The sequence below is a fragment of the Rhodococcus sp. NPDC003382 genome (genome assembly GCF_053589135.1).
In genome coordinates this window covers 63,858-87,932 of sequence record NZ_JBSFRH010000025.1, presented here as the reverse complement: position 1 = coordinate 87,932, position 24,075 = coordinate 63,858, and the positions used below count along the sequence as shown (strand labels likewise).

Below are 24,075 nucleotides of genomic sequence, written 5' to 3'. Positions count from 1 at the left end.
ATGGACCGGGTTCTGATCACCCTCGGCTTCCTGCTCCTGTGGGTCGTGCTGGTCCTGCTCATGTGGAAGGGCTGGCGCGGACGCGCCCGCCGCCAGGCCGACGCCGTCGGGGAACTTCCCGCCGTGCCCGCGGACCTGGGGGAGCAGGTGCTGGCCCCCAGCACCGGCCTGTACGTGGGCAGCACCCTGGCACCGAGCTGGCAGGACCGGATCGCGGTCGGCGACCTGGGATACCGGGCCGCGGCCGAGATCAGCCGCTACCGCAGTGGAGTACTCCTCGACCGCGACGGTGCCTCGCCGATCTGGATTCCGCAGGACTCGATCCGCGCGATCCGCACCGAACGCGGCCTGGCCGGGAAGGTCATGACCAAGGACGGCGTCCTGGTCATCCGATGGCAACTGCCCTCCGGAACCGAGATCGACACCGGATTCCGCGGCGACGACAAGACTGTTTACCCCTCGTGGGTGGACGCGACGAACGAAGATTCAGGACAGTGACGATCACAGCACGTGAGATTTCAGCTGATGCGGACAGCTCTGGTGAGGTCGAGCAGAACGGAGAGAACGCATGAGCGGCGGTAATTTCGGCGGCGGCACCGCGGTACTGGTGCTCGAGGACGGGCGGATCTTCCGCGGCACCACCTTCGGTGCAGTCGGCCAGACCCTCGGCGAGGCCGTGTTCAGCACCGGCATGACCGGCTACCAGGAGACGCTCACCGACCCCAGCTACCACCGGCAGATCGTGGTGTCGACGGCACCGCAGATCGGCAACACCGGCTGGAACCAGGAAGACAACGAGTCCGTCGGCCCGACCGGTGACTCCGCGGAAGCGAAGATCTGGGTCGCCGGCTACGTCGTGCGCGACCCCTCCCGCCGCACCTCCAGCTGGCGGGCCACCGGCTCTCTGCAGGACGAACTGGTCCGCCAGGGTGTGGTCGGCATCGCCGGCATCGACACCCGCGCACTCGTGCGGCACCTGCGCACCCGCGGCTCCATGCGCGCCGGCGTCTTCTCCGGTGACGCCCTCGCCTCGGACGCGGAACTGCTCGAGCGGGTCAAGTCCCAGCCGTCGATGCTCGGCGCCGACCTCGCCGGCGAGGTCACCACCACCAGCGGATACGTCGTCGAGCCCGTCGGGGGCGAGGCCCGGTTCACGGTCGCGGCCATCGACCTCGGCATCAAGACCAACACCCCGCGCATGTTCGCCGAACGCGGGATGCGGGTGCACGTGCTGCCGTCCACCGCGACGCTGCACGACATCCTCGACCTGAAGGCCGACGGTGTGTTCCTGTCCAACGGCCCCGGCGACCCGGCGACCGCGGACGGGGCGGTGCACCTGACCAAGGAGGTGCTCGGACAGGGCCTGCCGCTGTTCGGCATCTGCTTCGGCAACCAGATCCTCGGACGCGCCCTGGGCCTGAACACCTACAAGATGAAGTTCGGGCACCGCGGCATCAACATCCCGGTCGTCGAACACGAGACCGGCCGTATCGCCATCACCGCGCAGAACCACGGTTTCGCGCTCGAGGGTGAGGCGGGCCAGGAGTTCGACACACCGTTCGGCCGCGCCGTGATCAGCCACACCTGCGCCAACGACGGTGCCGTCGAAGGGGTCCGCCTGCTCGACGGCAGCGCCTTCTCGGTGCAGTACCACCCGGAGGCGGCGGCCGGCCCGCACGACGCCGCCTACCTGTTCGACCGATTCGCCAGCATGCTCGAGGGAGACAAGTCCTAATGCCACGCCGTACAGATCTCTCCCACATCCTGGTCATCGGCTCCGGGCCGATCGTCATCGGCCAGGCCTGCGAGTTCGACTACTCCGGCACCCAGGCGTGCCGGGTGCTGCGCGAGGAGGGCCTGCGGGTCAGCCTCGTCAACTCCAACCCGGCCACGATCATGACCGACCCCGAGTTCGCCGACTCCACCTACATCGAGCCGATCACCGCCGAGTTCGTCGAGAAGGTCATCGCCACCGAGGCCGCCAACGGCACCCCGATCGACGCCGTGCTCGCGACCCTCGGCGGCCAGACCGCGCTGAACACCGCGGTCGCGCTGTCCGAGCAGGGCATCCTCGACAAGTACAACGTCGAGCTGATCGGCGCCGACTTCGACGCCATCCAGCGCGGCGAGGACCGGCAGATGTTCAAGGACATCGTCACCAAGTGCGGCGGCGAGTCCGCCCGCTCGCGGGTCTGCTTCACCATGGACGAGGTCCGCGCGACCGTCGCCGAACTCGGCTTCCCCGTCGTGGTGCGGCCGTCGTTCACGATGGGTGGCCTCGGCTCCGGCATGGCCTACAACGACGAGGACCTCGAGCGCATCGCCGGGGGCGGCCTGGCCGCGTCGCCGACCGCGAACGTCCTGATCGAGGAGTCCATCCTCGGCTGGAAGGAATACGAGCTCGAGCTCATGCGCGACGGCCGCGACAACGTCGTGATCGTCTGTTCCATCGAGAACGTCGACCCGGTCGGCGTGCACACCGGCGACTCGATCACGGTCGCGCCGGCGATGACCCTGACCGACCGCGAGTACCAGAAGATGCGCGACCTCTCGATCGCCATCCTGCGCGAGGTCGGCGTGGACACCGGCGGCTGCAACATCCAGTTCGCGATGGACCCGCGCGACGGCCGCCTCGTCGTCATCGAGATGAACCCGCGCGTGTCGCGCTCCTCGGCGCTCGCGTCGAAGGCCACCGGTTACCCGATCGCGAAGATGGCCGCCAAGCTCGCGATCGGCTACACCCTCGACGAGATCGTCAACGACATCACCAAGGAAACGCCGGCCTGCTTCGAGCCGACCCTCGACTACGTCGTGGTCAAGGCCCCCCGCTTCGCGTTCGAGAAGTTCCCCGGCGCCGACGGCACCCTCACCACCACCATGAAGTCGGTCGGTGAGGCCATGTCGATCGGCCGCAACTTCACCGAGGCGTTCGGCAAGGTGCTGCGTTCGCTCGAGACCAAGCGCGCCGGCTTCTGGACCGGCCCCGAGGTCGAGGGCACCCTCGACTCGATCCTCGCCGAGATCGCGACCCCCACGGACGGACGCATCTACGGGGTGGCGAAGGCGTTCGAGCTGGGCGCCACCGTCGAGCAGGTCTTCGACGCCACCAAGATCGACCCGTGGTTCCTCGATCAGATCCAGCAGATCGTCGAGCTGGGCGACGAGGTCCGCGGCGTCGAGACCTTCGGCGAGCAGGAACTGCGCTACGCCAAGCACCACGGCTTCTCCGACCGCCAGATCGCCGAGCTGCGCCCGGAGCAGTTCGCCGACGAGGACGCCGTCCGCGCCCTGCGCATCGAACTGGGCGTGCACCCGGTGTACAAGACCGTCGACACCTGCGCCGCCGAGTTCGAGGCCAAGACCCCGTACCACTACTCGACCTACGAGCTCGATCCGGAGGCCGAGACCGAGGTCGCGCCGCAGACCGAACGCCCGAAGGTGCTGATCCTGGGCTCCGGCCCGAACCGCATCGGCCAGGGCATCGAGTTCGACTACTCGTGCGTGCACGCCGCGCTGACGCTGTCGGAGGCCGGGTACGAGACCGTCATGGTCAACTGCAACCCGGAGACCGTCTCGACCGACTACGACACCGCCGACCGCCTGTACTTCGAGCCGCTCACCTTCGAGGACGTGCTCGAGGTGTACCGCGCCGAGTGCGAGTCCGGCACCGTCGCCGGTGTCATCGTGCAGCTCGGTGGCCAGACCCCGCTGGGCCTGGCGCGGCGCCTGAAGGCCGCGGGCGTGCCGATCGTCGGCACCAGCCCCGAGGCGATCGACCTGGCCGAGGACCGCGGCGAGTTCGGCCGGGTGCTCGAGCAGGCCGACCTGCCCGCCGCGAAGTACGGCACCGCCACCACCTTCGAAGGGGCGCGGGAGATCGCGTCCGGCATCGGCTACCCGGTGCTGGTGCGCCCGTCCTACGTGCTCGGTGGCCGCGGCATGGAGATCGTCTACGACGAGAAGGCACTCGAGACCTACATCTCGAACGCCACCGAGATCTCCGACGACCGCCCGGTGCTGGTCGACCGCTTCCTCGACGACGCCGTGGAGATCGACGTCGACGCCCTGTGCGACGGCACCGACGTCTACATCGGCGGCATCATGGAGCACATCGAGGAAGCCGGTATCCACTCCGGCGACTCGGCGTGCGCGCTGCCCCCGATCACGCTCGGCCGCTCCGACATCGAGAACGTGCGCCGGTCCACCGCCGCGCTCGCGAAGGGCATCGGCGTCAAGGGCCTGCTCAACGTCCAGTACGCGCTCAAGGACGACATCCTCTACGTCCTCGAAGCCAACCCGCGGGCCAGCCGCACCGTGCCGTTCGTGTCCAAGGCGACCGGTGTGCAGCTCGCGAAGGCGTGCGCGCGGATCATGCTCGGCGAGACCATCGCCGAGCTGCGCAGCCAGGGTCTGCTGCCCGCCGAGGGCGACGGCAGCCACGCCCCGCTCGACGCGCCCATCGCGGTCAAGGAGGCGGTGCTGCCGTTCAACCGGTTCCGCCGCGCCGACGGCACCGGGGTCGACACCCTGCTCAGCCCCGAGATGAAGTCCACCGGTGAGGTCATGGGCCTCGACAGCGACTTCGGCCGGGCCTTCGCCAAGTCGCAGACCGCCGCCTACGGTTCGCTCCCCACCTCGGGTGCGGTGTTCGTCTCGATCGCGAACAAGGACAAGCGGTCGATGATCTTCCCGGTCAAGCACCTCGCCGACCTCGGGTTCCGGATCATGGCGACCATCGGTACCGCGGAAACCTTGCAGCGCAACGGAGTTCCGTGCGAGCACGTGTACAAGGTCTCCGAGGAGGATCGCCCCGAGGGCGCACCGACCGTCGTCGACCGCATCCGCGCCGGGGACGTCGCGATGGTCATCAACACGCCGTGGGGCAACGCCGGGCCGCGCATCGACGGCTACGAGATCCGCAGTGCCGCGGTCGCCGCGAACATCCCGTGCGTGACGACCGTGCAGGGTGCCGCGGCCGCGATCCAGGGCATCGAGGCCGCGATCCGCGGGGAGATCGGTGTCCGGTCCATCCAGCGGATGCAGGCGGGCCTGCGCGACGGCGAGCAGCTGTCGTGACCGGGTTCGGGGAGCGGCTGCACGCGGCGCTCGCCGAACGCGGACCGCTGTGCGTCGGCATCGACCCGCACCCCGAACTGCTCGGGGCATGGGGGCTGACCGTCGACGCGGCCGGCCTGGCGACCTTCACCGAGCGCTGCGTCGAGGCGTTCGCCGGTGAGGTCGCGCTGGTCAAGCCGCAGGTGGCGTTCTTCGAGGCGTTCGGGTCGGCGGGTATCGCCGTGCTCGAACGGGCCGTCGCGGCGCTGCGCGAGAGCGGAACGCTGGTGCTGGCGGATGCCAAGCGTGGCGACATCGGTTCCACGATGGCCGCGTACGCGCGCACCTGGCTGTCCGACGACTCGCCGCTGTGCTCGGACTCGGTGACCGTCTCGCCGTATCTGGGCTTCGGGGCGCTGGAACCGGCCCTGCAGCTCGCGCAGGACACCGGGCGCGGGGTGTTCGTGCTCGCGGCCACCTCCAACCCGGAGGGCGCGCAGGTGCAGCAGGCGACGGTCGCGGACGGGCGCACGCTCGCCCAGGTGATGGTCGACGAGGCCGCCGCACGCAACGCCGGGGCCGCGGTGCTGGGCTCGGTCGGCGTCGTGGTGGGTGCGACGCTGACGAGCGCACCCGATCTGAGCGCGCTGCGCGGGCCGATCCTGATGCCCGGCGTCGGTGCGCAGGGCGGCACCGCCGACGACGTGCGCCGGCTGGCGGGTGACCATCTCGACGCGGTGGTGCCCAACGTCTCCCGGGAGGTGCTCCGGGCCGGGCCGACCGTCGCGATGCTGCGCGACGCCGTCGCCCGCGCGGTCGAGGGATTCGCCTTCCTGAGGGCCTGACGGAACTCGCGCCGCGGGGCCGGACCCAGCTGGGGTCCGGCCCCGTTGTCGGGTCCGAGGACCCGTTGGGGGGCGGTTTCGCCTCTCCCGGTGCTGGTGGGAGCGGCGACACGCGCGGTCGGTGAGAGGCGCGACACGCGCATTCCCCAGAAATTTTTCCGAACCGGCCGACCGGCTTCGAAGCCGGCGTGCGGCCCTTCGCCGACGAGTCGGGACGCGCTTCGTCGCCGAATCGGACATTGGCCTCCTCACCTGCGGTTTTTCGGCGTCACCGCAGGTGGGAAGCGGTGCGTCGACCGGCGGGAGCGGCGGTTTCGCGCTGCGGGATCCGTCTCCACTACCGCACGGATTTTCGAGTGGAACGCCGGGGGGTGGGTTCGCAATCGTCGGCGCGCGTGAGTACGGTCGCTATCGCCGCTGGTTATCAGCGGTCGAAGACTGTTTGCCAACGATGAGACGGAGGAACCGTGGCCCTTCCCCAGCTGACCGACGAGCAGCGCGCCGCTGCTCTGGAGAAGGCGGCTGCTGCCCGTCGTGCCCGGGCAGAGCTCAAGGAGCGCCTGAAGCGCGGCGGCACCGACCTCAAGCAGGTGCTCAAGGACGCCGAGAACGACGAGATCCTCGGCAAGATGAAGGTTTCCGCCCTGCTCGAGGCCCTGCCGAAGGTCGGCAAGGTCAAGGCTCAGGAGATCATGACCGAGCTGGAGATCGCCCCGACGCGCCGTCTGCGCGGCCTGGGCGACCGTCAGCGCAAGGCGCTTCTCGCCAGGTTCGATTTCGACGCTGAGTAAGACCGTGGTTGCTGACGCACAAACCGTGTCGGACAGCGCGCCCGTGACGCGGAGGGGCCGGCTGGTTGTTCTGGCCGGCCCCTCCGCGGTCGGTAAGTCGACCGTCGTCCGCCTCCTGCGCTCCCGCGTCCCGGACCTGTACTTCAGCGTCTCGGCGACGACCCGGGATCCGCGACCGGGGGAGGTCGACGGCGAGGACTACCACTTCGTGGGACGCGACGAGTTCGACCGGATGATCGACGCCGGGGAACTGCTCGAATGGGCGGAGATCCACGGCGGATTGCAACGCTCGGGTACCCCGGCCGCACCCGTCCGCGAGGCGCTCGCCGCTGGACGTCCGGTGCTGGTCGAGGTGGACCTGGCCGGGGCCCGTGCCGTCCGGGCAGCGATGCCCGAGGCGGTCCTGACCTTCCTGGCCCCACCGAGCTGGGAGGTTCTGGTCGAGCGGCTCACCGGCCGCGGAACCGAGTCCGACGAGGTGGTCGCCCGCAGGCTCGAGACGGCCCGCACCGAATTGGCCGCGCAGGACGAGTTCGACACCGTCGTCGTCAACGACGACGTCGACCGTGCTTGCGACGAATTGGTATCCTTGTTGGTTGGACCCGACGCCGGGCCCGGGCCGCGCTCCTAGAAGCCGTGCCCCCGGCGGTCGGCCACCGCTATTTCTTTCCCGCGAATACTCAGGAGATCACCGAGTGAGCAGCATCCAGGCAGCCGCGACCGACATTGCGGGTAACGAGCTTCCGGTCTACGACCCCCCGCTGGGTATCACCAACCCGCCCATCGACGAGCTGCTCGAGCGCGCCTCCTCGAAGTACGCGCTGGTGATCTACGCGGCCAAGCGGGCCCGCCAGATCAACGACTACTACAACCAGCTCGGCGACGGCATCCTCGAGTACGTCGGACCGCTGGTCGAGCCGGGTCTCCAGGAGAAGCCGCTGTCGATCGCCATGCGCGAGATCCACGCGGACCTGCTCGAGCACACCGAAGGCGAGTGAGTCCGCTCACCGTGGAGAGCCTCGACACCTCAGAGTTCGGGCAGCGCCGCCGCCGCGTCGTCATCGGCGTCGGCGGCGGCATCGCCGCCTACAAGGCATGCGCGCTGATCCGCGCCTTCACCGAGAGCGGCCACCAGGTCCGGGTCATCCCGACCGAATCCGCCCTCGAGTTCGTCGGCCGTGCCACCTTCGAGGCGCTGTCCGGCAATCCCGTCCAGACCGGGGTCTTCGCCGACGTCCCGCAGGTCCCGCACGTGCGGCTCGGCCAGGAAGCCGACCTCGTCGTCGTCGCCCCGGCCACCGCCGACCTCATGGCCCGCGCGGCGCACGGCCGCACCGACGACCTGCTCACCGCCACGCTGCTCACCGCACGGTGCCCGGTGATCTTCGCCCCGGCGATGCACACCGAGATGTGGGAGCACCCCGCCACCGTCGAGAACGTCGAGACGTTGCGTCGCCGCGGTGTCGTCGTCGTCGAACCCGCCTCCGGCCGGCTCACCGGCCAGGACACCGGCGCGGGCAGGCTCCCGGAGCCCGAGGAGATCTTCACCCTCGCGACGCTGCTGCTCGAACGCGCCGACGCGATTCCGCGCGACCTGGTCGGCCGCAAGCTGGTCATCTCCGCCGGCGGCACACGCGAACCCCTCGACCCGGTCCGTTTCCTGGGCAACCGCAGCTCCGGCAAGCAGGGTTACGCCCTGGCGCGGCTCGCCGCGCAGCGCGGCGCCGACGTCACCCTGGTGGCCGGTGCGGTCGCCGGGCTCGCCGATCCGGCCGCGGTCGACGTGGTGCACGTGCAGACCGCCGCGCAGATGCAGGAGGCGGTCGTCAAGTACGCCGCCGGCGCCGACGCGGTTGTCATGTCCGCGGCCGTCGCCGATTTCCGGCCCAGCACGCTCGCGACCACGAAGATCAAGAAGGGCGCGGGCGAACCCGATTCGATCGCGCTGACCAAGAACGACGACATCCTCGCCGGGCTGGTCGAATCCCGCACCGAGGGCGGCCTCGCCCCGAGCACCGTCATCGTCGGGTTCGCCGCCGAGACGGGCGACGAAAACGGCGACGTGCTCAGCTACGCCCGTGCGAAACTGGCACGCAAGGGATGCGATCTGCTCGTCGTCAACGCGGTCGGCGACGGCAAGGCGTTCGAGGTCGACAACAACGACGGGTGGCTGCTCGCGGCCGACGGATCCGAGACGGCGCTCGCGCACGGGTCCAAGTCGCTGATGGCCAGCCGGGTCCTCGATGCGCTGCGGCCGCTGCTGGCCCCGGCGGACCGGCCCAAGAGCGGATGAATTTAACTGTCGCGTCCGCGTGCGCGGAACAGTAGCGTCGAGGTTGCGGCGGGGCACCGGCCCGGCCGCCGCGTTCAGTGATTAGATGCTGTCCATTCGAGCTAGACACTTTCAGTCGAGAGGGAGTTCTGTGAGCAAGACCGGCGGTCGGCTTTTCACCAGTGAGTCCGTGACGGAGGGGCACCCGGACAAGATCTGTGACGCGATCAGCGACTCCGTCCTCGATGCCCTGCTCGCGGAGGACCCGCGTGCCCGTGTCGCGGTGGAGACGCTCGTCACCACCGGGCAGGTGCACGTCGTCGGCGAGGTCACCACCTCCGCCTACGCCGACATCCCGAAGATCGTCCGCGACCGCGTCCTCGAGATCGGCTACGACTCGTCGTCGAAGGGCTTCGACGGCAACTCGTGCGGCGTGAACATCGCGATCGGTGCGCAGTCCCCGGAGATCGCCGGCGGCGTCGACGTCTCCCACGAGCACCGCTCCGGAACGCTCACCGACGACGAGGTCGCCAAGCAGGGCGCCGGCGACCAGGGCCTGATGTTCGGCTACGCGTGCTCGGACACCCCGGAACTGATGCCGCTGCCGATCTCGCTGGCCCACCGGCTGGCGCGGCGTCTCACCGAGGTCCGCAAGACCGGTGTGCTGCCCTATCTGCGCCCGGATGGCAAGACCCAGGTCACCATCGAGTACGACGGTGACACCCCGGTGCGCCTCGACACGATCGTCATCTCCACGCAGCACGCCGCGGACATCGACCTGAACAACCTGCTGACCCCGGACCTGCGCACGCACGTCGTCGACGCGGTGCTGGCGGATCCGAACCTCGCCGGCCTCGACACCTCGGACATCCGGCTGCTCGTGAACCCGTCCGGGTCGTTCGTGCTCGGCGGGCCGATGGGCGACGCGGGCCTGACCGGCCGGAAGATCATCGTCGACACCTACGGTGGCATGGCCCGCCACGGCGGTGGCGCGTTCTCCGGCAAGGACCCGTCGAAGGTCGACCGTTCCGCCGCGTACGCGATGCGCTGGGTCGCGAAGACCGCGGTCGCCGCGGGCCTGGCGGACCGCATCGAGGTGCAGGTCGCCTACGCCATCGGCAAGGCCGCACCGGTCGGCCTGTTCGTCGAGACCTTCGGCACCGAGAAGACCGACCCGGCCCGCATCCAGGCGGCCATCAACGAGGTCTTCGACCTGCGGCCGGGCGCGATCATCCGCGACCTGGACCTGCTGCGCCCGATCTACGCGCAGACCGCCGCGTACGGGCACTTCGGCCGCACCGACATCGACCTGCCGTGGGAGAACACGGACCGGGCCGAGAAGCTGCGCGCCGCCGCCGGTCTCTGACCGACAGGTCACCGACGGGTGGGTGCCGACAGGCTCGCCGCCGAGACGGATCCGATCGCACGGGTGCTCCCGCTGCTGCCGCTTCCGCACCTCGACCGCGAGTTCGACTACCTGATTCCCCGTGAACTCGACGCGGACGCCCGACCGGGCGTCCGCGTTCGTGTCCGGTTCTCCGGCCGGCTCGTCGACGGCTTCCTGCTCTCCCGCACCGCCGTCAGCGACCACCCGGGACGCCTCGGCTGGCTGGACCGGGTCGTGTCATCCGAACAGGTGCTGACCGGTGAGATCGCCGCCCTCGCGGAGGAGGTCGCCACCCGCTACGCCGGCACCCGCGCCGACGTGCTGCGCCTGGCGGTGCCGCCGCGGCACGCCCGCGTCGAAGCCGAAGCGCCCGTCGAAACGTCCCCGCCGGCTGCGCCGGACGTCGACCGGCAGGCATGGGCGCGCTACCGGTTCGGGGAGCACTTCCTGGACGCGCTGGCTGCCGGCCGCTCGCCGCGCGCCGCCTGGCAGGCGCTCCCGGGGGAGGACTGGCCGTGTCGGCTCGCCGAACTCGCGGCGCTCACCGCGGCCGGGGGCCGTGCCGCGGTGATCGTCGTCCCCGATCAACGCGACCTGGACCGGGTCCTCACCGCCTGCGAAGCGGTCGCCGGCGCCGAGCACGTCGTCGGGCTCAGCGCGGGACTCGGACCCGCCGTCCGCTACCGGCGCTGGCTGTCCACGCTGCGCGGCACGGCACGAATCGTCGTCGGAACCCGGGCCTCCGTGTTCGCGCCCACCCCGGAGCTCGGTCTGCTCGTCGTCTGGGACGACGGAGACGACCTGCACGCCGAGCCTCGGTCGCCGTACCCGCACTCTCGGGAGGTCGCGGTCCTGCGTGCGCACGCCGCAGGTGCCGCGGTCGTGCTCGGCGGGCACGCTCGCACCGCCGAAACCCAGGCGCTCGTCGACTCCGGGTGGGCACACGACCTGACCGCCCCCCGCGAGATCGTCCGCGAGTGGGCGCCGAAGGTGACGGCCCTGGCCGACAGCGACCACGCGCTCGCCCGCGACCCGGCGGCGCGGGCGGCCCGGATCCCCGCCATCGCGTTCGCCGCGGCCCGCGCGGCGCTCGGCGCGGGCCGCGGTGTGCTCGTGCAGGTCCCGCGCCGCGGCTACGTCCCCGCGCTGGCCTGCGGCAAGTGCCGGGCCCCGGCGCGGTGCCGCCACTGCAACGGCCCGCTGGCGCTGCCCACGGCGGGTGGCCCGGACGGCGCCGCGATCCCGGCGTGCCGCTGGTGCGGCGTCGCCGACGCCACCCACCGCTGTCACGTGTGCGGCGCCCGGTCGCTGCGTGCGGTCGTCGTCGGTGCCGGACGGACCGCCGAGGAACTGGGCCGGGCCTTTCCCGGCGTGCCGGTGGTGACCTCCGGTGGCACCGACGTCAAGGTCTCTGCGCCCGAGGGGCCGGTGCTGGTGGTCTCGACGGTCGGCGCCGAGCCGATCGCACCCGGCGGATACGGGGCGGCGCTGCTGCTCGACGGCTGGGCGCTGCTCGGCCGCGCCGACCTGCGTGCCGCCGAGGAAACAATGCGACGCTGGCTGACCGCGTCGTCGCTGGTCCGACCGTTCCGCGACGGCGGTCAGGTCGTGGTCGTCGCCGACTCGGGGATCCCGACCGTGCAGGCGTTGGTGCGCTGGGATCCGGTCGGGCACGCGCGGTCGCAGCTCGACGAACGCGCCGAGGTCGGATTCCCGCCGACCGTGCACATGGCCGCGATCGACGGCAGCGCCGCCGCGGTCACGGGGCTGCTCGAGGCGACGATCCTGCCGGAGGGCGCCGAGGTGCTCGGCCCGGTGCCTCTGCCACCCGGCCAGCGGCTGCCGTTCGGGGCCGACGATCCGGAACCCGACGAGGTGCACCGCATGCTCGTCCGCGTGGGCCGCGGCCGCGGTCGGGAGCTCGGTCGGGCACTGCGGGACGCGCAGGCCGCGCGTACTGCCCGCCGCGCCGACGGGCCGCTGCGCGTCCAGATGGATCCGCTGCGGATTTGAGCGGTGTGCCGTTGTGGCGGTCGCGGCCGTCAGAAAGGCACACCACCCAGGGTGAACTCGTCGATCAGCTCCGCCACCCGTGCGGGGTGGCCGAGCTGTGGGACGTGTCCCGCGGGCAGCACCTCGAGGCGGGCGTTCGGAATCAGATCGGCGGCCGCCCGCGCGTCGGCCACCGGCACGACGGGATCGTGGTCACCCCAGATCATCAGGGTGGGAACGGACAGACGACGCAGCTCGTCGGGGCGTATCCGGGTCCCGGATCGGACACCGAACGGCGACAGGAGCGCCCGGAACTCGGCGATGTTGGCGGCGGTGGCGACCGGGTCGTGCGCTGCGTCCACGAGTGAGTCGAGTAGGTCCGGGTACCGCAGGATGGTGTCGCCCTCGCCCACCGAGGACATCAGGTGGAGCAGCATCCGACGGCCCGGTGTGACCGTGCGAGTGAGCAAGGGGCCCACTACCGGTGTCGCCATGAGCCGGATCCCCGGCGGGATCCGGGCGCCGGGAAACAGCGGGACGGATCCGAGCAGGACCAGACCGCGCACGCGCTCGGGGCGGTCCAGGGCGTACCAGACCGACCAGCATCCGCCTCCCGAGGCTCCGGCCAGCACCACCGACCCGAGACGGAGTTCGTCGAGGACGTCGTCGACGAACCGGACCGCGAACTGTCGAAAGTCATTGCGCGGGAACGTATGTGGATCGCTGAGTCCGAATCCCGGCCGGTCGACGAGGTAGGAGTGCGTTGCCGTCATGGGGTCGAGCAGCATCAGGTGGGACAGCGACGAGGTGTTGTTGCCGTGCAGGTGAACGACCGGCGGCCCGCAACCGGACTCGATCACGTGAACCCGACCGGTGCGCGTCCGGACGAAGCGACCCTCGGCGCCGGCCGCCCGGACCATCCGGTTGTACCTGGCTCGTAGCGTGTCCGGGTGCCGCGGCACCTGCGGTTTGCTCAGCTGGGTGGCCATCGTGACTCCTGGGACGAACTTCGTGCTGCTGTCAGAATCCGCGCCCTCGACGGGGGAGGGCCAGTTCGAAGTTCGAACCGTCCGACGGCGTCCGACGGTGGGACACTCGTGTCGTGGGCTCGAGCGAGTTCGTCGGATATTGCTCGTTCACCAAGGCCATCGAGCACCTGGGCGACCGATGGAGTCTGCTCATCGTGCGGCAGCTGGGGACGTTCGGGCCGCAGGGATTCAACGAACTGGCCACCGGACTGCCCGGTCGCATCTCGCGCTCGGTGCTCGCCGACCGGTTGCGCCGCCTCGAGACACTCGGGCTGGTGTCACGCTGTACCGGCCTGGATCCACACCCCGCGTACCGCCTCACGGAGGTCGGGGAAGGCTTGACGGCGACACTCGCCTCGCTGCGGGCGTGGGCGGAGACCTGGCTCCCGGACGATCCCGACATGCTCGACCGCGACCCGGACATCGTGCTCGGCTGGCTGGCGCAGCGGGCGGATCCCGATCGTGCGCCGGAGCGGCCCGCCGTCCTGGAACTGCGGTTGCACCACCGGCACGACCGCCGATACTGGCTCGTGCTGCAGCGAGGTGCCGCACCGTACGGGTGCCTGACGGACCCGCTCCTCGACGCGAGTCGCTATGTGTACCTGGAGTCCTCGATGCCGGCGCTGCTCGCGCTCGCCCGGGGCAGGCGCGAGTGGGCGGACGCGTTCGGGGACGGCTCGGTCACGGCGGCAGGAGATCCCGCGCTGATCGGCCGGGTGAGCGCGTGGTTCCGGCCCGCGTCGGACCAGCCGTGCGCGCACCGAAACGCTTGATGCGCGGCGGGGGTCACGCCCTCTACGGTTCCCGGGCTGTTCGGGGCGACAGGGTGTCGTAGCCGGGAGATACCGTCGGCCCGAGCGAACGGCATATGCCTGGGGCATCGACCGACCTGCAGGGGAACTCGATGGACAGTCGTGACGAACGCGTGCGGAACCGGAAGGCGGCGAGGCGCGCCGACCGTGCACTGTGCCCGGTCCCGGTGGCCGAGGCACTCGGGCTGCGGGTTGCAGTGGTTGCCGCTGCCATGCGGTGGCACGGGATCGAGGGACCGCTGGACGTGGCGACCGCGCGGCGATGGTTGCGAGGCCTCGAACCCATTCCGGACTGGTGCGCCGAACTCCTGGCCGAGGCGGCCGCCCGGTCGGGGCAGCGTGCCGCGCGAAAACGGAACGACCGGATCGAGTTCGAACACACGCTGCTGCTCCGGGCTGCGCGGGTGTACCGGTTGCTCGAGAACGGTGAGCGTCGACGCTTCCGCGATGCCGACATGGACATCGTCACGGATGTCGCGTTCGCGGCGTGGAGGGAGCTGATGAGGGGCGTCGATCCGTCCGCACTGTCGAACGGCGAGCTCCGGGCCCTGCGACTGTGCGGCATCGACCCGGAGCATCCGGAAGGGTAACGGTGTGCCTTTGTGGCGGTTGGGGCCGCCACAAAGGCACACGGGCGCGTCAGCGCACGAGGAGACGCTGGAGCACGTCCGAGATCGTGATCAGTCCGACGACCTGCCCATCGTCGGTGACGGTGGCGAGATGGTTGCGGGTTTCCCGCATGGTCCGCAACGCCTCGTACACCGGGACCGCGGCCTCGACGGTCAGCGCGGGCCGCATCAGCTCACCCGCGCTCACCTCGGGTGCGTGGAGGCTGTCGCGCACGTGCACGACCCCGTCGACGTGACCGTTGCCGCGCACCAGCAACCGCAGGTGCCCGGTTCGGCGGGCGGTCTCCCGGATCTCGGCGCCCGACGCATCCGGCGGCACGCTGCTCGGCCGGTCGTTCGGGGCGACGATGTCGCCGACCGTCAGCGCTTCCAGCTCCAGGGCGCTCGTCAGATGGCCGTGGTAGCGCTCGTCGAGAGTGCCCACCGTGGCCGAATGCTCGACGAGGTGCCGCAACGCATCCGGATCCTGACCGGTGGCCACCTGATCGACCGGTTCCACCCCGGCCCTGCGCAGGCACCGGTTCGCCATCCGGTTCAGCTGCACGATGACCGGTCGGGTGAACCACATGAACACCCGCATCGGGATCGCCAGCATCGTCGCCGACTTCTCCGGATGCGCGATCGCCCACGACTTCGGTGCCATCTCACCGACCACCAGGTGCAGGAACGTCACGGTGATCAGCGCGAGCACGAACCCGGCGACATCGGCCAGCCACGTGGGGGCACCCCAACCCGCTATGAGCGGGGTCAGCCAGTGATGCACGGCCGGTTTGGTCACCGCACCCAGTGCCAGGGTGCACACCGTGATGCCGAGCTGGGAGCCGGCGAGCAGCACCGACAGTTCCGTCGCGCTGCGCAACGCGGCCCGCGCGGCACGGCTGTGCGGGGCGGCGTCCTCGAGGCGGTGCCGTCGCGCGGCGATCAGCGCGAACTCGACGGCGACGAAGAACGCACTGGCCGCGATCAACGCGACCGTCGCGGCCGCCACGATCCAGGGGTTACTCATCGATGTTCACCTCGGGCTCGGTGCGGACGGTGACGTGCAGCGAGGACGGCACGTGCTTGTCGATGGCCCGCACCTCGGCGACCAGGGTGCGGCGGGGGAGGCGATCGTCACTCACCAGGTCGGCGGGATCCGCGTCCAGGGCGATCTCGACGCGATCGCCGACGGCGGGCAGGCCACCGAATTCGGCGATGACCAGCCCGGCGACGGTCTCGTAGTCGCCGTCGGGCAGCGTCCGGCCGAGCGTTCGGCCGACCTCGTCGAGATGCGCGGTGCCGCGTACCGTCCAGCCGTCGCCGGCACGCACGATCACCGCGGTGTCGGCCTCGGGATCGTGCTCGTCGGCGATCTCGCCGACCAGTTCCTCAGCGATGTCCTCGACGGTGACGACCCCCGCGAAACCGCCGTACTCGTCGATGACCAGCGCCATCTCCTCGTGGGCCTCGCCGAGGCGCGCGAGGACGTCCGGCAGCGGCAGTGTGGTCGGCACGATCACCGCGGGCCGGTGCACGGAGCCGGCGGGGCCGTCGGTCCGGTCGAGTTCGAGCAGGTCGTGCAGGTGCACCACACCGTGCAGGTCGTCGGTGGAGGCACCCACGACCGGGTAACGGGTGTGGCCGGTGCTCATCGTCGCGAGCACCCGGTCGACGGGTTCGTCGACGTGGACGACATCCACCCGGGCGCGCGGAATCATGGCGTGCTCGGCGGTGCGGGTGGGGAAGTCGAGGATGCGGTCGAGCAGTGTCGACAGCTCCGGCGGCAGCTCTCCGGTGTCGCGGGATTCGGCGACGATGTGCTCGAGATCGCGGACGGTTGCCGAATGTTCCACGTCGTGAACGGGTTCGATCCGCAACAGCCGCAGCAGCAGATTCGACGCCGCGTCGAACAGCGTGATGAGCCAGCCGAACAACTTCAGGTAGACGGTCGTCGACAGCGCGAGCTTCCGCGCGACCGGTTCGGGACGGGCGATGGCCAGGTTCTTCGGGAACAGTTCGCCGAACACCATCTGCACGACGGTGGAGAACAGCACCGCGAGCACGGTGCCGACGGCCACCCCGACGGCGGTGGGAACACCGACGCCGCCGAACAACTCGCCGAGGCCGCTGCCGATGAGCGGTTCGGCGACATAGCCGACGAGCAGGCCTGTGACGGTGATACCGAGCTGTGCGCCGGACAGCATGAACGAGGTGCGGCGGGTGACGCCCAGGGCGCGGGCAGCGGTCGCGTCACCCGATTCCGCGCGTGCCTTGAGGCGGGAACGATCCACCGCCATGAACGCGAATTCCTGGGCCACGAAGTAGCCGGTGAGGGCGGTGATCGCGAGGACTACGAGGATTCCGAGAAGGATTCCGAGGGCGGTCAGCACGTCGATGCCGATCCTGGGGTGGCGGGATATCCGTCACCGTGGGGCGGTCGGGGTCTTCGAGGTTTGCGCTTGGCGCGTCGCATGGCTCTCTCTGTGATCGGTGACAAAGGGTCGTCACAGAATAGGACGAACCGCGCCCGGCGAATGGTTCCCGCGGGGACGTAACGAAGGTCACGCAACGCGACCTCGGTTGCGCTGCGGGGTGGGGCGCTCACCTCACCCGGTCACCATGATCTGCGCGGAGCTCTCCTTGAGCTTCGCGTTCGCCCAGCGCATCTGACGCAGGGTCTGTGGATGGCAGCGTTCGGCGGTGGCGAGCAGTTCGCGGTCCTGCAGCGCCTGCGCGGTCTGGGCGAGGATCTCCCAGTCCAGCGAGACCCCGGCTGCCGTGCGGTGGATCTCCCGCAGGTCCCGCAGCAACAGCAGCGAGGGATCGTGATGCCGGCCGACCAGCTCGCTACCCTTCCGGCGGAGGGCGGCGAGGATGCTGTGGTCCTCCGCCGGCTCGGCATCGAGGTCGAGGTCGTAATCCTGCCCGAGGCGGGCGAGTTCCCGGACGTGCTGCTGCGACCATCGCGCGAGATCTTGTCCCAGATGGAATATCTCGTGATCGGCCTTGTTCCGGTCGGAGATCTGCAGCAGCCGGCCGGCCAGGTCGTTCTCCGACTCGTGCAACTCCCGGATCGCAAGTCCCACCTTGTTGTTCATTGCGCACCTCCGGTGTTCGTTGCGCCTGTGGGGGATTCGACGAACGTCTCGGTCGCGGTCGCGTCGGGGCCGCCGCCGGTCTGCGGGACGGCTGCGCCCACCGGCTCCGAGGCGGTGGTCGTGGGCGCGGCGGACGGTGTGCCGTCGCCGGCTTCGACACGTTCCACGCGGGCCGCGCCGCCCTTGAACAACGGCTGCTTGGACGCCGGGTCCCAGTCGGTGAGGGTCAGCTCGTTCGCGGCCCGGCCCTCGGCGTCGCCGGGTTCGTGACCGCCCGGGGTGTCCCAGTAGCCGTAGTGGAACGGCACGAACAACACCCCCGGACGGATCCCGCAGATCCGCAGCTTCGCGTCCACCCGGCCCCGAGGGGTGGTGATGCGCAACAGATCTCCCTCCGACCAGCCGTGTCGCCGGGCGTCGGAGGCCGACATCTCCACCCACACCTCGGGGGCGGCCTGCTGCAGTTGCGGCGCGCGGCCCGTCTTCGTCCGGGTGTGGAAGTGATACAGCGTGCGGCCGGTGGTGAGGTGGTAGGGAAACTCCTCGGACACGAGCTCGTGCGCCGGCAGGTATTCGCCCGCCTTGATGATCGCCTTTCCCAGCGGGTTCATGGCCTTGTACTCGGTCGGTTCGAGCGGCGCACCGGTGACCATGTCGCGGCCGTAGCTCTCGCAATAGTCCGGTGTACTCCAGAACTTCCCGTCCTCGTAGAGGCGTTCGGTGCCGTCGGGACTGTCCTCGGTGCACGGCCACTGGATGCCGCTGCCGCCGCGCAGCCGGTCGTAGGTGATACCGGTGTAGTCACACGGCCGCCCCGCCGAGCAGCGCTTCCACGCCTCGAACGCCTCCTCGGGAGTGGACCACTTCACCAGGGGTTGCCCGTCCTTGTCCTGCAACCCGATTCGACGGGCGTAGTCGACGAAGATGTCCAGGTCGGCGCGGGCCAGGCCGGGCGGATCGACGGCCTTCTCCGACAGGTGCACGGTGCGGTCCACGTTGGTGAACGTGCCGGTCTTCTCGCCCCACGTCGCGGCCGGGAGCACCACGTCGGCGAGCTGGGCGGTCTCGGACAGGAAGATGTCCTGCACCACCAGGAACAGCCGTTCCTGGGCGAGGATCTCCCGGATGCGGCCCAGTTCCGGCAGCGACACCGCCGGGTTGGTGCCGCTGACGTAGAGGAACCGGATCGAGCCGTCCTCGACGTAGCGCAGCATCTGCATCAGGTGCGTCGGCGCGGTGTAGTGCGGGATCCGCATCGGGTCGATGTTCCACAGCCGCCCCAGTTCCTGGACGTGCTCGTCGTTGGCCCAGTTCCGGAAGCCGGGCAGGTCCCCGTCGGCGCCGCATTCGCGGGTGTTCTGCGCCGTCGGCTGGCCGTTCATCTGCAGCACCCCGCACCCGGGTTTGCCGAGCATGCCCCGGATCAGGTGGACGTTGTTCACCTGCACTGCCGCCGCGGTGGCCTGGTGCGACTGGTAGAAGCCCTGCAGCACGGTGGACACCAGACGTTCGGCGCCGCCGAGGATGCGGGCCGCCTCCAGCAGGTCGTCGAGCGGCACGTCGCACACCTCGGCAGCCCGTTCGGGCGGATAGTCCTCGAGTTGTTTCTGCAGCTCCGGGAAGCCGACGGTGTGCGCCTCGATGTAGTCGCGGTCGATCCATCCGTTGCGCACGATCTCGTGCAGCAGCCCGTTCATCAGCATCACGTTCGTGCCCGGCCTGGGCGCGAGGTGCACGGCGGCGGCCCGCGCCACGGGTGTTGCGCGCGGGTCGACGCACACCACCGCCGGGGGAGTCGGGCCCGCCAGCCGGTCGAGCACCCGGCTCCACAGCACGCTCTGCGTCTCGGCCATGTTGTGCCCGTACAGGGCGATCACGTCGGCGTGGTCGATGTCGGTGTAGGAGCCGGGCTGCCCGTCGCACGCGAAGGACTCCTTCAACGCGGCGGCCGCGGTCGCGGTGCACAGCCGGGTGTTGCCGTCCATGTGGTTGGTGCCGATACCCCCGTGCCCGATCAGCGCCAGCGTGTAGTACTCCTCGAGGAACAGTTGCCCGGTCGTGTAGAAGCCGATCGAACTGGGGCCGCGCTCGGCCAGCAACTCGCGGGTGCGCTCGGCGACGGCATCCATCGCCGTGTCCCAATCGGTCTCCACGAGCGCGCCGTCGCGGCGGATCAACGGAGTCGTCAGCCGGTCGGGCGAGTGATTGGCCTGCCACCCGAACAGATCCTTCGGCCCGAGCCGGCCGTGGTTGACCCGATCCACCGCGCGCCCGCGGACCCCGACGATCCGGCCGTCCTTGACGGCGATGTCGAGACCGTCGCCGTTCGAGTGCAGAATCGTCGCCGACTGCACCCAGTTGTCGACGTCGTCCTCGCCCAGTCCGTCGGCCAGATAGCAGTCCACCCGGATCGGCCAGGGCTCGCCCGGTCCGTAGGGGGTGCGGGTGCCCCAGGGTTCGCGGATGCGGTCGATGTCGGTCATGCCTGCGGCGGTACCCGAACGCGGGAGTTCGAAACGTGGGCCGTGACCCGCGGGAACGCGGTCGGCAGCGGTGGTCCGCACAACCTCCGCGCCGAGCCGGATCCCTTTACACTCTTCACAGGATTGCGCCGTCGCCGCGATGGCGAATCCCGACACGTCGAGCGGTCGGAAGGCGCGAACATGGGCGGCGGGCGACGAACCAGCGCAGTACTCGCGGCCGCGTGCGCCGCCCTGATCATCGCCGGTGGTTCGGCCACCGCCCAGCCGGACGGATCCACCGCGAGCGTGCCCCGCGCCCCCGCACCCCCGGCCGGGAGTTCCGCCCAGGCAGCGGCCTATGCCGACGATCACCCCGACGCGGCCCCACCGGGCAGCAACGACTTCGACTGCGTCCCGTCGGCGCAGCACCCGCGACCCGTGGTGCTCGCGCACGGCACCGACTCCAACAGCTACACCGACTTCGCGGCGCTCGCGCCGCTGCTCGCCGACTCCGGGTGGTGCGTGTACGCGCTGAACTACGGGAAGGCAGCCGACGCCGACAACTACGGCACCGGCGACATCCGGGTCAGTGCACGGCAATTCGGGGACTTCGTGGACCTCGTGCGGGCCGAGACCGGCGCCGAGAAGGTCGACGTCGTCGGGTTCTCGCAGGGCGCGACCGTCTCCCGCTACTACATCAACCGGCTGGGGGGAGATTCCGCGGCCGAGCGGTGGGTCGGGGTGGCCTCCCCGAGCTACGGCGGCACCTTCTACGGTCTCGGACCCATCGCCGAGCAGATCCCCGGCGCGTCCGACATCGTCGCCGAACAGTTCTCGATCGCGCTCGTGCAGCAGGCACAGGGATCGGAACTGCTCACCGAGTTGAACAACCCCACCGACACCGTGCCCGGCGTCGACTACACCACTATCGGCACCAGCGTCGACGAAGTGATCCAGCCGTCGAGCAATGTCGCCCTGCACGGGCCCGGCGCGGTGAATCTGGTGGTCCAGGATCTGTGCCCGCAGAACCTGACCGGACACTTCAACATGCCCTACGACAACTTCACGCTCAGCCTGATCCGGCAGACCCTCGACCCGGACCACTACGGTCTCGCCCCCTGTGTGCCGGTCGCGCTGGGCACCGGCATCCCCGAGGTCATCCTGGAGAGCAACTTCTGACCGACGGGCCGCGTGTCGGCCGGGGTGTCCGTTCCGGACCGGGTCGGTCCTTAGACTGTGGTGCACCATCGTCGAATCCCGGGAGCAGCATTCGTGACAAGTTCGGTCGTCCCGTTCCTCACCTCACCGCGGCGCGGCCGCCCGATTCGGCGCATCCCGGCGGTGCGCTGACATGCGCGTCGTCTTCGCGGGCACTCCCGATCCCGCTGTCCCGTCGCTGCGCCGGCTGATCGAATCGCCCCGGCACGAGGTCGTCGCCGTCGTCACCCGCCCCGACACGGTCGCCGGGCGCGGCCGCAAGGTGGTGCGATCGGCGGTCGGGCAACTCGCCGACGAACACGGCATCGAGGTGCTCACCCCGGCCTCGCCGCGGGACTCGGAGTTCGTGGCCCGGCTGACCGAACTGGCCCCGGCCTGCTGCCCGGTCGTCGCCTACGGGGCGCTGCTGCCGCAGCCCGTGCTCGACATTCCCGAACACGGCTGGGTGAACCTGCACTTCTCGTTGCTGCCGGCGTGGCGCGGCGCGGCCCCGGTGCAGGCCGCGATCGCCGCCGGCGACGAGATCACCGGCGCCACCACCTTCCGCCTCGAGGCGGGCCTCGACACCGGCCCCGTGTACGGGGTGGTCACCGAGACGATCCGGCCCACCGACACCGCCGGGGACCTGCTCGGCCGCCTCGCCGACTCCGGAGCGGGGCTGCTGGTATCGACGCTGGACGGCCTCGAGGACGGACTGCTCACCGCCGTCCCGCAATCCGCCGACGGCGTGTCGTACGCATCGAAGGTGACCGTCGAATCCGCCCGGATCACGTGGACGCATCCCGCACACGTCGTCGACCGGCGCATCCGCGCGGTCACGCCCGCGCCGGGAGCCTGGACGATGATCGGTGAGCTGCGGGTGAAGGTCGGGCCGGTGACGGTCACCGACGAGACCCTCGAACCCGGCGAGATCGCGATCCGCAAGAACGGGGTGCTCGTCGGCACCGCCACGACCGCGGTGAAACTCGGGCAGGTGCAACCGCCCGGCAAGAAGGCGATGATCGCCGCCGACTGGGCCCGCGGTGCCCGACTCGACCCGAAGGTGCGTGCACAGTGACCGAATCCCGCAGACCGGCCCGCCGATCGCAGCGCGGTCCCGGCGACCGCAACAGCAAGCCGCGGCAGGCAAGGCGGCCGTCGCAGTCCGCGGTGGACCCGGCGCGCCTGGCGGCCCGCGACGTGCTGCGCGCGGTGCGCGAACGGGACGCCTACGCCAACCTCGTGCTGCCGGGACTGCTGCGCGAGCGCCACCTGGACACCCGCGACGCGGCGCTGGCCACGGAACTGACCTACGGCGCGGCCCGCGCGCAGGGTCTGCTCGACGCCGTCATCGCCTCCGCCGCCGACCGTCCCGTCGACGAGATCGACGGCCCGCTGCTCGACGCGCTGCGCCTCGGTGCCTACCAGTTGCTGCGGACCCGCATCGCCCCGCACGCCGCCGTCACGACCAGCGTCGACCTCGTCCGCTCCGAATTCGGTTCCGGCAGAGCAGGTTTCGTCAACGCGGTGCTCCGGAGGGTTGGAGAGCGCACCGAGGACGAATGGGTCGCCGAGCTCGCCCCGGACCAGGAACGCGATCCCGTCGGACACCTCGCGTTCCGGTACCCGCACCCGGTGTGGATCGCCCAGGCGTTCGCGAACTCGCTCGGCGCCGACGCCGGAGAACTGGCGGAGGTCCTCGCCGCCGACGACGCCCGGCCGATCGTGCACCTGGTGGCGCGGCCCGGCGTCATCACCGCCGAGGAACTCGCGCTCGCGACCGGCGGCGAGGTCGGTCCCTGGTCGCCCTACGCGGTGCACCTCGAGCACGGCGATCCCGGCCGGCTCGACGCCGTCCGCGAAGGCATGGCCGCGGTGCAGGACGAGGGCAGCCAGCTCGTGGCCCGTGCCCTCACGCTCGCGCCGCTCGAGGGGAACGACAACGGCCGCTGGCTCGACCTGTGCGCCGGACCCGGTGGCAAGGCGGCGCTGCTCGGTGCCCTCGCCGACCTCGACGGCTTCACCGTAGACGCGGTCGAACCGGTGGAACACCGCGCCGACCTGGTGCGCAAGACCACCCGGGGCCTGCCCGTCACGGTGCACGTCGCCGACGGCCGCGATCCCGGTCTCGACGCCGGCTACGACCGGATCCTCGTCGACGCCCCGTGCACCGGTCTCGGCGCGCTGCGTCGCCGTCCCGAGGCCCGCTGGCGGCGGCAGCCCGGCGATGTCGCCGAACTCGTGCGGCTGCAGAAGGAACTGCTGGCCTCGGCGATCGGGCTGCTGCGACCCGGCGGCGTCGTGTTGTACGCGACGTGTTCGCCGCACGTGTCCGAGACCGTCGCGATCGTCGCCGACGCGGTGCGCCGGCACGACGTCGAACAACTCGATACCCGCGAACTCGTCCCGGGGGTGCCGCGGCTCGGATCCGGCCCCGGCGTCCAGCTGTGGCCGCACCGGCACGGCACGGACGCCATGTTCATGGCCGCGCTCCGCAAACCACTGGGCTGACACCAACGGGCTGACAC

At 70.6% G+C, this 24,075-nt stretch carries 20 protein-coding genes; 15 read left to right on the top strand and 5 right to left on the bottom strand.

Translation table 11 applies throughout. The annotated features are described in order from the left end of the window. From ACWDUD_RS17955 to ACWDUD_RS17910, 10 genes are all read left to right on the top strand, one after another. Window positions 1-498 (top strand): PH-like domain-containing protein, encoded by a 498-nt coding sequence (locus ACWDUD_RS17955; protein WP_248675507.1) that lies wholly within the window; start codon window positions 1-3, stop codon window positions 496-498. A gap of 70 nt (window positions 499-568) precedes the next feature. Continuing rightward, on the top strand, window positions 569-1,735 hold the full coding sequence (carA, locus tag ACWDUD_RS17950) for a glutamine-hydrolyzing carbamoyl-phosphate synthase small subunit (protein ID WP_197251531.1): 1,167 nt from the start codon (window positions 569-571) through the stop codon (window positions 1,733-1,735). After that, complete coding sequence (gene carB / locus ACWDUD_RS17945) at window positions 1,735-5,076, top strand: carbamoyl-phosphate synthase large subunit (protein WP_248675506.1); 3,342 nt, start codon at window positions 1,735-1,737, stop codon at window positions 5,074-5,076. Before carA ends, carB begins: the two co-directional genes overlap by 1 nt. After that, window positions 5,073-5,900: an orotidine-5'-phosphate decarboxylase gene (pyrF, locus tag ACWDUD_RS17940; RefSeq protein ID WP_197252828.1), complete on the top strand. Its 828-nt coding sequence runs from the start codon at window positions 5,073-5,075 to the stop codon at window positions 5,898-5,900. The genes carB and pyrF overlap by 4 nt, the downstream gene beginning before the upstream one ends. Window positions 5,901-6,367: 467 nt before the next feature. Further along, the gene (mihF, locus tag ACWDUD_RS17935; RefSeq protein ID WP_068158315.1) at window positions 6,368-6,691 is read left to right on the top strand and encodes an integration host factor, actinobacterial type; all 324 of its coding nucleotides are present in this window, start codon (window positions 6,368-6,370) and stop codon (window positions 6,689-6,691) included. Between the two features lie 4 nt (window positions 6,692-6,695). Beyond that, window positions 6,696-7,322: a guanylate kinase gene (gmk, locus tag ACWDUD_RS17930; RefSeq protein WP_197252829.1), complete on the top strand. Its 627-nt coding sequence runs from the start codon at window positions 6,696-6,698 to the stop codon at window positions 7,320-7,322. Window positions 7,323-7,386: 64 nt separating this feature from the next. Further along, window positions 7,387-7,689: a DNA-directed RNA polymerase subunit omega gene (gene rpoZ, locus ACWDUD_RS17925; RefSeq protein ID WP_197252830.1), complete on the top strand. Its 303-nt coding sequence runs from the start codon at window positions 7,387-7,389 to the stop codon at window positions 7,687-7,689. Next, complete coding sequence (gene coaBC, locus ACWDUD_RS17920; RefSeq protein WP_450110157.1) at window positions 7,686-8,984, top strand: bifunctional phosphopantothenoylcysteine decarboxylase/phosphopantothenate--cysteine ligase CoaBC; 1,299 nt, start codon at window positions 7,686-7,688, stop codon at window positions 8,982-8,984. The genes rpoZ and coaBC overlap by 4 nt, the downstream gene beginning before the upstream one ends. 130 nt (window positions 8,985-9,114) lie before the next feature. Next, a complete protein-coding gene (metK, locus tag ACWDUD_RS17915; RefSeq protein ID WP_450110156.1) occupies window positions 9,115-10,329 on the top strand; it encodes a methionine adenosyltransferase in 1,215 nt (404 codons plus the stop codon). 18 nt (window positions 10,330-10,347) lie between these two features. Then, on the top strand, window positions 10,348-12,363 hold the full coding sequence (locus ACWDUD_RS17910; RefSeq protein WP_450110155.1) for a primosomal protein N': 2,016 nt from the start codon (window positions 10,348-10,350) through the stop codon (window positions 12,361-12,363). A 29-nt stretch (window positions 12,364-12,392) separates the two neighbouring features. Here ACWDUD_RS17910 and ACWDUD_RS17905 read toward each other — a convergent pair whose 3' ends face one another. Next, window positions 12,393-13,331, bottom strand: coding sequence for an alpha/beta fold hydrolase (locus tag ACWDUD_RS17905; RefSeq protein WP_450110154.1), 939 nt, complete (start codon window positions 13,329-13,331; stop codon window positions 12,393-12,395). A gap of 113 nt (window positions 13,332-13,444) precedes the next feature. Between ACWDUD_RS17905 and ACWDUD_RS17900 the strand changes: the two genes are divergently transcribed. Then, window positions 13,445-14,143, top strand: coding sequence for a winged helix-turn-helix transcriptional regulator (locus ACWDUD_RS17900; protein ID WP_450110153.1), 699 nt, complete (start codon window positions 13,445-13,447; stop codon window positions 14,141-14,143). A gap of 131 nt (window positions 14,144-14,274) precedes the next feature. Beyond that, window positions 14,275-14,772: a hypothetical protein gene (locus ACWDUD_RS17895; RefSeq protein WP_450110152.1), complete on the top strand. Its 498-nt coding sequence runs from the start codon at window positions 14,275-14,277 to the stop codon at window positions 14,770-14,772. Window positions 14,773-14,821: 49 nt separating this feature from the next. On the opposite strand, the gene ACWDUD_RS17890 is transcribed toward ACWDUD_RS17895, so the two are convergent. The 4 genes from ACWDUD_RS17890 to ACWDUD_RS17875 form a co-directional block, all read right to left on the bottom strand. Next, a complete protein-coding gene (locus tag ACWDUD_RS17890) occupies window positions 14,822-15,817 on the bottom strand; it encodes a hemolysin family protein (protein WP_450110151.1) in 996 nt (331 codons plus the stop codon). After that, the gene (locus ACWDUD_RS17885; RefSeq protein ID WP_248675500.1) at window positions 15,810-17,180 is read right to left on the bottom strand and encodes a hemolysin family protein; all 1,371 of its coding nucleotides are present in this window, start codon (window positions 17,178-17,180) and stop codon (window positions 15,810-15,812) included. The genes ACWDUD_RS17890 and ACWDUD_RS17885 overlap by 8 nt, the downstream gene beginning before the upstream one ends. 216 nt (window positions 17,181-17,396) lie before the next feature. Further along, window positions 17,397-17,888, bottom strand: coding sequence for a type I 3-dehydroquinate dehydratase (locus ACWDUD_RS17880; RefSeq protein WP_248675499.1), 492 nt, complete (start codon window positions 17,886-17,888; stop codon window positions 17,397-17,399). Further along, window positions 17,885-20,371 carry a molybdopterin oxidoreductase family protein gene (locus tag ACWDUD_RS17875; protein ID WP_197253060.1) on the bottom strand — a complete coding sequence of 829 codons (2,487 nt, stop codon included), beginning with the start codon at window positions 20,369-20,371 and terminating at the stop codon, window positions 17,885-17,887. The genes ACWDUD_RS17880 and ACWDUD_RS17875 overlap by 4 nt, the downstream gene beginning before the upstream one ends. Window positions 20,372-20,551: 180 nt before the next feature. Between ACWDUD_RS17875 and ACWDUD_RS17870 the strand changes: the two genes are divergently transcribed. The 3 genes from ACWDUD_RS17870 (at window position 20,552) to ACWDUD_RS17860 (ending at window position 24,058) form a co-directional block, all read left to right on the top strand. After that, window positions 20,552-21,529 (top strand): esterase/lipase family protein, encoded by a 978-nt coding sequence (locus ACWDUD_RS17870; RefSeq protein ID WP_450110150.1) that lies wholly within the window; start codon window positions 20,552-20,554, stop codon window positions 21,527-21,529. A gap of 172 nt (window positions 21,530-21,701) precedes the next feature. Next, entirely contained in the window at window positions 21,702-22,625 is a 924-nt protein-coding gene (gene fmt / locus ACWDUD_RS17865; protein WP_450110149.1) for a methionyl-tRNA formyltransferase, read from the top strand. Beyond that, window positions 22,622-24,058 carry an RsmB/NOP family class I SAM-dependent RNA methyltransferase gene (locus tag ACWDUD_RS17860; protein WP_450110148.1) on the top strand — a complete coding sequence of 479 codons (1,437 nt, stop codon included), beginning with the start codon at window positions 22,622-22,624 and terminating at the stop codon, window positions 24,056-24,058. Before fmt ends, ACWDUD_RS17860 begins: the two co-directional genes overlap by 4 nt. Window positions 24,059-24,075 lie beyond the last annotated feature (17 nt).

What these genes read in the sequence shown, in the direction of transcription:
- carB (WP_248675506.1), top strand. Translation starts at nt 1,735, where the DNA reads ATGCCACGCCGTACAGATCTCTCCCACATCCTGGTCATCGGCTCCGGG.
- ACWDUD_RS17890 (WP_450110151.1), bottom strand. Translation starts at nt 15,817, where the DNA reads ATGAGTAACCCCTGGATCGTGGCGGCCGCGACGGTCGCGTTGATCGCG.
- fmt (WP_450110149.1), top strand. Translation starts at nt 21,702, where the DNA reads ATGCGCGTCGTCTTCGCGGGCACTCCCGATCCCGCTGTCCCGTCGCTG.
- ACWDUD_RS17880 (WP_248675499.1), bottom strand. Translation starts at nt 17,888, where the DNA reads ATGAACAACAAGGTGGGACTTGCGATCCGGGAGTTGCACGAGTCGGAG.
- ACWDUD_RS17895 (WP_450110152.1), top strand. Translation starts at nt 14,275, where the DNA reads ATGGACAGTCGTGACGAACGCGTGCGGAACCGGAAGGCGGCGAGGCGC.
- carA (WP_197251531.1), top strand. Translation starts at nt 569, where the DNA reads ATGAGCGGCGGTAATTTCGGCGGCGGCACCGCGGTACTGGTGCTCGAG.
- ACWDUD_RS17870 (WP_450110150.1), top strand. Translation starts at nt 20,552, where the DNA reads ATGGGCGGCGGGCGACGAACCAGCGCAGTACTCGCGGCCGCGTGCGCC.
- ACWDUD_RS17875 (WP_197253060.1), bottom strand. Translation starts at nt 20,371, where the DNA reads ATGACCGACATCGACCGCATCCGCGAACCCTGGGGCACCCGCACCCCC.
- ACWDUD_RS17955 (WP_248675507.1), top strand. Translation starts at nt 1, where the DNA reads ATGGACCGGGTTCTGATCACCCTCGGCTTCCTGCTCCTGTGGGTCGTG.
- ACWDUD_RS17905 (WP_450110154.1), bottom strand. Translation starts at nt 13,331, where the DNA reads ATGGCCACCCAGCTGAGCAAACCGCAGGTGCCGCGGCACCCGGACACG.